The 9,560-nt window shown below is 43.5% G+C and carries 8 protein-coding genes and 1 pseudogene; 2 read left to right on the top strand and 7 right to left on the bottom strand.

All coding sequences use genetic code 11. The annotated features are described in order from the left end of the window. A pseudogene (locus AACQ42_RS15375) lies at nt 1-300 on the top strand (hypothetical protein); the annotation flags it as partial. A gap of 523 nt (nt 301-823) precedes the next feature. Here the strand turns inward: AACQ42_RS15375 and AACQ42_RS15370 are convergent. The 5 genes from AACQ42_RS15370 to AACQ42_RS15350 form a co-directional block, all read right to left on the bottom strand. Then, nucleotides 824-2,854: a DNA polymerase gene (locus AACQ42_RS15370; RefSeq protein WP_094165540.1), complete on the bottom strand. Its 2,031-nt coding sequence runs from the start codon at nt 2,852-2,854 to the stop codon at nt 824-826. A 66-nt stretch (nt 2,855-2,920) separates the two neighbouring features. Further along, a complete protein-coding gene (locus tag AACQ42_RS15365) occupies nt 2,921-4,615 on the bottom strand; it encodes a helix-turn-helix transcriptional regulator (protein ID WP_254918570.1) in 1,695 nt (564 codons plus the stop codon). 119 nt (nt 4,616-4,734) lie between these two features. After that, nucleotides 4,735-5,358, bottom strand: a complete 624-nt coding sequence (locus AACQ42_RS15360) for a hypothetical protein (protein ID WP_141195647.1) — start codon at nt 5,356-5,358, stop codon at nt 4,735-4,737. Between the two features lie 127 nt (nt 5,359-5,485). Then, on the bottom strand, nt 5,486-5,740 hold the full coding sequence (locus AACQ42_RS15355; RefSeq protein ID WP_039442024.1) for a hypothetical protein: 255 nt from the start codon (nt 5,738-5,740) through the stop codon (nt 5,486-5,488). 39 nt (nt 5,741-5,779) lie between these two features. Then, nucleotides 5,780-6,334: a hypothetical protein gene (locus AACQ42_RS15350; RefSeq protein ID WP_094165537.1), complete on the bottom strand. Its 555-nt coding sequence runs from the start codon at nt 6,332-6,334 to the stop codon at nt 5,780-5,782. Nucleotides 6,335-6,948: 614 nt separating this feature from the next. On the opposite strand from AACQ42_RS15350, the gene AACQ42_RS15345 reads away from it, so the two are divergent. Beyond that, nucleotides 6,949-7,140, top strand: a complete 192-nt coding sequence (locus tag AACQ42_RS15345; RefSeq protein ID WP_005521791.1) for a hypothetical protein — start codon at nt 6,949-6,951, stop codon at nt 7,138-7,140. A 63-nt stretch (nt 7,141-7,203) separates the two neighbouring features. Here the strand turns inward: AACQ42_RS15345 and AACQ42_RS15340 are convergent, their stop codons facing one another. Both AACQ42_RS15340 and AACQ42_RS15335 read right to left on the bottom strand, forming a co-directional pair. Then, complete coding sequence (locus AACQ42_RS15340) at nt 7,204-8,328, bottom strand: helix-turn-helix domain-containing protein (protein WP_094165536.1); 1,125 nt, start codon at nt 8,326-8,328, stop codon at nt 7,204-7,206. Then, the gene (locus AACQ42_RS15335; RefSeq protein ID WP_025536889.1) at nt 8,321-9,004 is read right to left on the bottom strand and encodes a hypothetical protein; all 684 of its coding nucleotides are present in this window, start codon (nt 9,002-9,004) and stop codon (nt 8,321-8,323) included. The genes AACQ42_RS15340 and AACQ42_RS15335 overlap by 8 nt, the downstream gene beginning before the upstream one ends. Nucleotides 9,005-9,560: the final 556 nt, after the last annotated feature.

Raw genomic sequence — 9,560 nt, 5'->3', positions numbered from 1 at the left:
GAAGACAAAGCTTGGATAACAGAAATCCCATTACTTTTAGTTCCTCACCCAAAACTAGATAGTCATCAAAAACAGGCTTTAATTAACGATTTCGCAATGAAAGATGAGAAATTAATAATATCTGAAAAGGCAGCATTAATATGGATTTTAAATAGAATATGGAATGTCGACACACGAAAAAAATCAGAAATTGACAGTGACAAAAGAAGTGAAAATACATTTAACTTCTGGCTAAGTAATAAAGATATGGTTGAAGCAGTGATAGATAACTTAGAACTGAATTACGAACTCAACATTTAAATTTAGTTCATAACTAATCCCCCACGGTACCGACCTCGCAACGCCCAAAAATTTAGCAAGCGCGTAGCCCAAGAAAGAGATAACACCTAAAGCGCCTGCATAGCCTCCAACAAAAAAGAATGGGGGATGTGGGGGATACCATAAACAGCGAAGCGTATTTATGGATTACCAGGAACTGGCAAAAGTAGTGAAAGAACCAGCGAGTGCAGAGTTAACAACAAACGGTATGCAGCAACCGAACGAAAGAACGGATTTTTGTGCTTTCAACATATTCGACATAGAGGGTCAAGTCTTGCCTTTTGTCACTCATTGCTTTTTGTATGTCTAAAATTGCTGATTATCTGAATTCATATTTCAAGGTGTAACACACTTTGGGGCATAAGTGTGCTAGGGCATTGGTACCACTAAGAGATCTATCCAATCAACTAAGTATCGATTTGCCCACTAATCACTATTTGAGAAACAGAAAAAGTGGACACAAAATCTTAATACTAAATTTATTAGGCTTTGCGTCCAGTTCTGGTCATTTAGCTAGCCACACATCCAGAGTGTTCGGATCGCCATCTTTGGTCCAACAATCTGGTTGGCTTATGTTGATATCGGCTCTTATCTTCAACTGGGGATACATTTCCTGCACCACTTGGGCCATGATCTGTGCAGTTAATTCGCTGACTTCATTTAGGCATTCTTTAGGTACTTCGAAAACAAAGGCATCGTGCATCGCTACGATCAATTTGGCGTTGTAGCCCTTATACAATTGATGAAGTCGATTTCCGGCTGCTTTGAACAGGGCCGCAGCTGTACCTTGTACTGGCATGTTCACCATCCAGTTTTTCTCAGTATGGCCGCGCTTAGCATCCAATTGACGATATCGGTGCAATCCCGTTGCGGTGCTTACATGGCCTCGCAGAGCGCCATACTGGGGCATTCTCTCAATGGCTTTTTGCAGTTCGGGAAACATCGATAGAAACTTATCCATCAGTTCCGTGGCCTTGTTGACACTGATATTGAGTTTTTTCGCTATTCCGAAGCTGGTGATACCGTAAATTAGGCCTAGGGTGCATTGCTTCATGATGGCTCTTTTCTCAGGATATTTTTCTTTGAAGACCGCTGAATCGCAGGTGCTGTATTCCGGTTCTAACTCTTCACAGAAGAACTCTTGGGCCATGGCCGTGTATAGATCGCCTTGGTTATACATCTTGACTAAGTTTGAGTCGCCATACACACCAGCAGCAATGGCTACCTCAATCTGTGCAAGATCGACTTCTCCAATCACGTAACCGTCTTGTGCAACCACTAACGGACGAAGGACAGCAGGAAGCCCCAAGATATTTGGCGCAACGGTAGCCTGTCGGCCTGTCGCAGCCGTAAGTTGTTTTTGTTCTGAGTGAACTCGTCCGTCACTACCGACAATACCGGGCTGTAAAATGACGTCTTTGTAGAAAGAATCGATATGCGTATATTTTGCCAAGAATGCTACCGCTGGGTGCAAAGCGTAGTTCTTGCTTAGCACTTCACGCTGAAAACTATAGTCGTCTCCATCTTTGAAGTGATGCAGTAATCCGAGCGAAGCAAAAAGCGCTTGTTTTTGATGCTGGCTATTGGGGTTTGTCATCCCTAGTTGCGCTAGCTCTTGACTGTATAGATTAAGTTTACGCTCGCACGCTTCGAGAATTTGACGGCACTTATCTCTGCATACCTTAAAGCCATTCCACTCGATGGCGGCGTTAGTCACGACCCAAGGCATCTCAATATTGATAAGGTGTTGGTGGATGCCAAACATGAGGCAGGATTGGCTTTGCGTTAAGTACAACTTCGCCACAGTGATGCTGAGCTGGGACGTCTGTTCAATCTGGAGCGCAGAAAAAGACGGGCAGTCTTGCTCAGAGCCCATCAGTAACTTCGCACTGGAAGCGAGGCTATTTTGGACATTGTAACGTTGAGCTGTCTCAGCAAAGCCATAAAACACCTTGTTCTGTTCAGCCAATGTTTGTTTGGTTTGTATCTTTTCGAACGTTGAAGCATCTTGAGTGAGTTTAGCGTTATTGTGTTGACCAAGATATCTGGCTTTTTCTGCAATGCATGTATCCCACCAATATCTGGGCTCGTTTAGGCCCAATGACCAAATACAGTGCAGGTCAGGTTTAGCGTCGTGGGTTACGTAGGTCACAGGCAGATCGAAAAGGCTTTGGAGTTTTGGACGAATCGAGGGGCTCGCAACGTCAATAACGAACGAGTGCAGCGCTAGCGAGTTACTTGTGTTCTCCATCAGCGTCATGCTGAGTAAGCGTGGAGTAATGGACGAAATATCATATCTGTCATTGTCGTTCGGTAGTGTGACTACCGGAGTCGAGTACGTGAATTGAAAGCTGAGACTGACAGCAGATAGAGGCAATTGGTAAGCCAGCTCAATCATTTGATCGATCTCGGCTTCATGTTGAATGAACTGAGTTTTCCCGACGCTATGTGAAGTATCTTGAGGCAGAATCAAGGCACTTGATGGCGGGGCTGTTTTCTTTTTTAGATGCGCTTGGGTTCCAGGTAATAATTCCATTACATGACCTTTTGAGTAGTGAGGAAAGCATTTCTGACCATGCCTTCCTCGCTGAGTTAGTGTTTGTTATCCGGCCTTATGGCGTCGAACGGTTCGAGTACTGATCCCTAGAGTTGAAGCAATTTCTTGCTGCTTAAACCCGTCGGCTATCATCTGATTGATCTGCTCTGACAGGGTTGCCGACGTTCGGGCTTGCTTGCTTTTTAAACCGAAGTGTTTTCTCAGTTGCTCTAGGTTGCTGTACTCATGGTCGTAACCCGACTTTGGCGCATCGTTATTTTGAAACGTGATGATTTCACGCGATTTTGTAAATGGGCGCACGCGTCCAATGGCTTGGATGACAACCCCCATTTCTAATGTTTGCAGCATTGGGTTTACGACTTTGGCGACATCAGAGTACCGATACTTTTGATCTGTGATGACGCCATGACGCCGACGAGGGTTGTCAGTGGTTGCAATCGACACGTCTATGCGTTCATCCTCGGCCCGCAGATCCTGAATTGCGTTGTTAAGTATGTCTTGGGTTACGTAATAGCTGTTTAGGCAGTAGCAGCAATCGAACTCTTCGAATTGATTAATACCGATGACCCCGTAATGGATCATGGGCACTAAGGTCATATCGTCACACTCTGCATAATCGCTTGCGGGAACCACACGAACGTCCTGAACACCTTCCTCTGCCAGAAATTGATTGAGCACGGAAACGCAGTGGTCGACGTGTTTCTGTTTAGAGACCAACAATACGCGCTTCCCTTCTCTCACTCGTTGGAGCGTCAATTGGGCGAAGGTATCTAGGATTTGCGGTGAGTTTTTCTTAAAGTTTGTCGCAGTCCCAATTGAGGATGCGATATTGTGCCAAACCGTTGATTCCCCCCGAAACTCAATGTGAGAATAAGGGCAGTAAAAATCCATCCCGAGTTTCAGTTTCAGTATGTCCGGGTAGGTGGTGCCGCTGTATAGCACTGTGTCGAATCCCGCATTGACTGGCGGCGCAGGGAAGCGAATTGAACCATCTGCTAATTTTTCGCGTGATTCCGCCTCAGATGCTCCGAAGCTTTGGAGGTCATACAGAATATTGATGAAACGATCGCCAAACATGCGATCGCCAATACTGGTGATTTGAGTTATCTGATCTGGAAAAATGGCAGGGCAGCGCCACGCTGATATATCGCGCAGTTCCTCCGTAGAGGCCTGTTGTAAACATTCCAGGTAGTGCGTTAGATGCCCTTTTACATAGTCTGATAGACGACTCTCCTGCACGGCTTCTAGGGTTTGTTCAATCGATATGGGCGATATGGTTCGGCTGTAATGGTTTAGGCTTACGTTAGCTTCATCGAAAATGACTAAGGCATTGCTTGCTTTAGCCATCGTTACGATGTGTTGGATGAAGTAGGGGTTACGCACGAAGTGTGATTGAGTTGCATATACGATTTTCGCTCCATCCAAATTCTTGCCGTATTGGTCGGGCCAAAAACACTTATCCTTATTTGGGCACAGGGCACAAATGTGCTTTTTGCCCAGCAGACCTAAGTTTCTACGTTCATAGTCTTTCCAATTCAGATCGCGAGCCTCACCACACAGCTTGCTGGGACGGGGTTGTATGTTGACAACTTTAATATCGGCTGAAGGGCTTTGAAGAGGCTTTCTTTCTTCAAGTATTTTTCGAGTCGGTGCTGCGACAATCACGCAGTCATATGATTTCGACTCCAACGCCAAAGTGGTCAACTGATCCAGTTGGTACGACTTGCCAACGCCCACCATCCAGTCGTTGAGGACATAGTGGTGTTGCGCCAGCATCCCAAGCATAGCCTGAGCACTATTATTAAAACGAAATTCAGCGAGGCTTTCGGCCCCGCTGATGATGATTGGATTAACCACAATCAAGCCACACCTTTGAAGCGTAGGCGTCTCTCGATCTCTGGGATCTCTCGCAGTTCGTCGTCTGTCAGAATACGGTAGATATCAGACAAGCGTATTTCGCCAGAGTCGAATGCGTCGGAAAACGCAGTAATTTTATCTTGATCGATAGTAGCGTACTCGGGTAGGGCAGTCGCATAAACATCATAGTTGAAGCCATTTTTCTCAATTGACACGAGTTGACCGCCTTTGGTGACGTAAGGCTTGATCTGCGGAAACAAGGATTTTGGCTTCTCGGATGGTGGAACCGCCAGCACTTTCACCTCTCCCTCAATGTGATCGTAGACGGGGAATAGGTAACGGCTATCTAATTTAATTTGAGCGCGGCACATCGGGCAGTCGGGTCCATTGCACTGAAGGTATCCATGACCATTCACGTAGTGAAAGAAGACTTTCTCTGCCGTAGGCGTAAAGAAGGTCAGCTCTGCGGACGAATTCTTTAGATCAACAGCCTGAAGTGCCAGAGGTGCAAAGTTAGGTTGGTTGCTTGATTCTGAATCAGAAAAATCGTTGAAATTCACCATCGAGTTGCGGCCATGTGTTTCGTAGTTTGCCGAAGTATGCGTGTTGTTTGAGTAGTTCATCATATGCTCCAAAATTTATTCTTAATTCAGCAGCCAATATATTGGCTGCTGAATTTGAGGTGTAAGAAGGCCGTCACCGAGAGGCTCGGCTAGTCAAAAATCAAAGTAAAAAAGTGGTGTTGCTAAAGGGTTAGTGTTTTTCGACGGTTTTAATTGCTTCGGATAGTTGCTCAGCAGCCAGCTTGTATCCCCACGAAGATTTACTCGCTAAGCGTTGTTCAAACTCACGAGTGATGGCGTCTAGATTGTCTATACGGCCAACTTGCGCCTGTACTTCGATTGCGGATTCGACAAATTCTTCCATTCGGACTTTCTGACCTTTGCAGGTGTGTCGTTTGGCTTTGTTTGTGTAAGTGATGAGTAGAGCTTGAGTACTAAATGACATGAGATTTTTTCCTTGGGTTTTATTGATATATTGAATCAGTTATTTGTTTAGGTCGTGCTCAAGTGCGGATTTGACATTAAAGTCAAAATCATCAATTGAGTAAAAGCAGTCGATAGCCAGTGAATGGGTGGCAGCAGAAAAAAGTTCGAGTATTTCAACCTGAGTAATTTCAATATGCTCGATTACATATGCCATTGCATCGTAGATGGACTGAGGTAGCCCTTTTAGGTTGCTTTTATTGTGAATACAACTGAACGAAGCTCTTTCCAGGTTGGGAAACACAACATTTGTAGTTACTTCAATATCTGCATCGTTGATAGCTTCTGCATGGGAACCAATCCATTCTTTCATTTCAAAAATATGCTCAATGGGATCACCAATGTCGCTCAAATAATGGTTTTGAGCGATTGTGATTGCTGTGGATCCGTTTGAGTAATCGCATTCGCCGTTATAGAACTCTTCTGAATCAATCATGTTATCGATGTCAGCAGGTAATTTTGATGGAGCGAACACCAAGTTGTATGCCAGCTTAACGGAGTGAGCGACGTTAGATGGTGAAACTGAGTCAGTTAATGTGGTTAATTTAGTATTCATTCTTTAATTCCTTTAGTATGGTTTATTCAATTAAATCAGGAGTTAAGTTTTCCTGATGAACGTAAATTTGCCCTACAAAACTGATTTTGAAAAGTGCCTATAAATGGCAGAAAATTTTGTCTTGATTTTTTCGTAAATATGGCCTCTAGCTCCTAAAAACGGTTCTCGCGAGGGTAGGTGTTTTTGAGAGGAAAGCAGATTCTATCCGCTTGTTTTAAGCGTTCTGAGAGCGGCCTAGGAGTGTTCTAAGGACGCAAGGATTTTTTTTATTTTTTTTATTTTTCTTTTTTGCTTATTTTTGTGATTTTATTCACGATTTTTGGTTGTGGATTTACTGATTAATACCGAGAATTCAGGTTCAGATCATTATGTCGGTGATTTATGTGCGCTTAAAGTTTAATCAAAACATCTGGGATTGGTGGCTTTGAACATCGGTATCTGATTTTTTATTTTAGTGTCGCCGCCGACGGCTCGTGATAGACGTCGGCGGCGACAATCGATAATTGTTAGATGTGGAACATTTTGCATTCCCTTATTGAAAATATGGCCTTATGAGCTAAGTTTTATATTGGTTTTTTATTACTGATATTGAGGATAGTATGGCTAGGTATTATGTGAACAAGAATCAACAAGCTAATGGCGATCATGAAGTGCATAAGCAAGGTTGCTCTTACATGCCACTGGAACATAACCGAACGTATCTTGGTGAGTTTGCTAGTTGTGGGCCTGCAGTTGCTGCAGCGAAGAAAACCTATTCAAAGGCCAATGGGTGTTATTACTGCTCAGAAGCTTGCCATACGGGGTAGGAGCTTCCTAGGGTAGCAAGAATAGAGGGATCTGTACTTTGATCCCTCTGCGTAAATGTGTCGCTAGTTAACCACTTTTAGAGTTGGTTGAGAGGTGTTACTGGAAAGGGTAGTTTTCCCATTGTTGACTTTTGATACAACAGCTTTGAACAGAAAAAATGGGTTGTTAAATGTTAAGGCTGAAAGCTCATCTTGAGGTAGTTTTAACTCATTGATTACTTCGCTCCGAGATATATTTTTTTCTCTCAATTTATTGAAAATCTTTTGAAATACTAAAGACGTTTCCCTGCTCTCTAGACCCTCCGGCTCTGATTTTCTGCCATAACAGTTTGATAGTTCGATGTTTAATTGACGATAATGCCATTCGGATGACAAACCTAAGTCAAAAGTTCTTCGTATTAGAGCTGCTAATGATACTTTCCAATGCTTCTTCAGCTTCAACAGTTGGTTTAGAGAAGGATATGAAGGTACTTTCGCTAGAATACTTCCTTTCGGCATTAGAAATGCTGACGCAAATCGATCCGCTTGTTCCTCGGCTTGGCGTCCGTTGTTAGACGCATGTTTGTGCAACACTAGATGACCCAGTTCATGGGCGGCATCAAAACGACTGCGTTCTGGCGTTTTCATCGTATTCAGAAAAACGAAAGGTTTTTCGTCTAACCAAAATGAGAATGCATCTACTTCGACACAATTCTCAGTCAACGAAAAGACGCGCACCCCTTTAGATTCCAAAAGGTGAATCATGTTGGAAATAGACAGTTCACCTAAGCCCCAATGTTCACGTAGAAGTTGTGCGGCACTTTCAGGATCTGCAAAATCTTCGCTGCTGCAATCTAAAACATCATGTTGCTTTAAATTGAATCGACTTTCTAACCAGGTATTAAACTCAACTGCCAGTGTTCCGGCACTGAGAGCTGCGTCTCTTTTGGACGCACTAAGCTTCGTCATAGCTCGGAAGCTTACGCCTTCTTTTACGATTTGCTCAGGATTATCCGCGTAGAAAAATTCAACAGGGTAATTGAGAATATCTGCTATACGACTCACCAAGGTTGAGTCAGTAGTGTCCAGAAGACCCTTATTTTCATATGTTGAAAGCGTTCTCGTAGTGATCCCTGTTAGTTCGGCTAACGCCTTTTTTGTATATCCTCTTCTTTCTCTAGCAATTTTTAGTCTTAATGAGTTAAACATTGTCGTTACTTACTTCTTCGATATCAAAGTCAATTTCATCATTGAAATCGACTTGTGAATCAACGATTTCTTCGTTGTCCATGTCAATAATTATACGGTTTTCAAGATCAAATCCTGTCACGTAACCTCTCTTATTGTAGGATACAGGTCTCGCCAGCTCAGCGGTAAGCTTATTGTTATTTTTGTCAAAATTATGGAGGAGGAACCAAACATCACAATTTAATTTGTTTTTGGTATTCGACTCAGGAAGCGTTTCTGGGAACAAGTCATAGTTGAGGTTTTCTTCGAACTTAAGCGCTAAAAGATCAAGAGTAAAGTCGCCTTTGTCTGTAATGGATTGCGGGAAACCAGCTGGGTTTCCAGTTTGCTCACAAGCACTACAAAGGTAGATTGCAATTTTTTCTTCTTTATTGAGCGTAAGCTCTACATTACGAATGGATTCTCTAACATATCCGTGTGGTTTTAGTAGTTCGCGGAGAGCGCGGATAGTATCACCATAAAAATACTGACCACCACTGGTGACAGGGTTGTTTTCAGTCATTCTTTTTCTAGCGCTTAAACCTCGTTGTAATGCTTCCTTAATATGTGGAAGATTAGAAACTAAGTGAGCTCGCTGGGGATCTTCGATTTGATTACTTTTTTCTGTCTGGGCGTTATTGGTTAGTGCTGAGTTCATTGTTGTCATCCTCAATTCTATTTCCTGTATTCTAACCTCGATCGAGATCGAAAAACAAGAAACGAAAGAAGGTACTGTCTTTCCAACACAGTTTTCTACATTTCCTCGACGGTGGCGGCGGTGATATAGGTTCGGTGGATTTCCCGACGGCGACGTCAGTAAAATCATGCGGGTAATCAGGTGATGTGATTTTGCTGGTGGATATGGGCGTGATTCGGGGCAGGGTTTCTATGTTGATTGTGCGGTGAGATTACGTCAGACCTTCGCTCATAATCGATTGGTCATTGGTTCGAACCCAATAGGGGCCACCATTATTCCTTAAGGCTTATGGAGAAATCCGTAAGCCTTTTTTCGTTCTAGTCCGGTCTATATCCGGTCCGCAATTACTTCCGGTAAGCTCTGGTCCATCAGGTCAGCCGAAACACGCCACGTAGTCACCACAGAGTCACACTTCCCCTGTCAGAGTGATATCCACCATCAGAACCTTCTCTCGTCTGTACAGCGCGAATCAGAGCAGATACATTCCACTCAACACCAGATCCGAACCCCAGAAAAA

Source organism: Vibrio sp. V12_P9A6T4, from assembly GCF_963874835.1.
In the GTDB taxonomy this organism is placed as follows: Bacteria; Pseudomonadota; Gammaproteobacteria; order Enterobacterales; family Vibrionaceae; genus Vibrio; species Vibrio anguillarum.
The sequence above is the reverse complement of the archived record's forward strand: the minus strand, read 5'-3'. Positions and strand labels throughout refer to the sequence as shown.

Bases quoted from the DNA above. Each gene is read 5' to 3' on its own strand.
- AACQ42_RS15370 (WP_094165540.1), bottom strand. From the start codon at position 2,854: ATGGAATTATTACCTGGAACCCAAGCGCATCTAAAAAAGAAAACAGCC.
- AACQ42_RS15365 (WP_254918570.1), bottom strand. From the start codon at position 4,615: ATGGTGGGCGTTGGCAAGTCGTACCAACTGGATCAGTTGACCACTTTG.
- AACQ42_RS15360 (WP_141195647.1), bottom strand. From the start codon at position 5,358: ATGATGAACTACTCAAACAACACGCATACTTCGGCAAACTACGAAACA.
- AACQ42_RS15355 (WP_039442024.1), bottom strand. From the start codon at position 5,740: ATGTCATTTAGTACTCAAGCTCTACTCATCACTTACACAAACAAAGCC.
- AACQ42_RS15350 (WP_094165537.1), bottom strand. From the start codon at position 6,334: ATGAATACTAAATTAACCACATTAACTGACTCAGTTTCACCATCTAAC.
- AACQ42_RS15340 (WP_094165536.1), bottom strand. From the start codon at position 8,328: ATGTTTAACTCATTAAGACTAAAAATTGCTAGAGAAAGAAGAGGATAT.
- AACQ42_RS15335 (WP_025536889.1), bottom strand. From the start codon at position 9,004: ATGAACTCAGCACTAACCAATAACGCCCAGACAGAAAAAAGTAATCAA.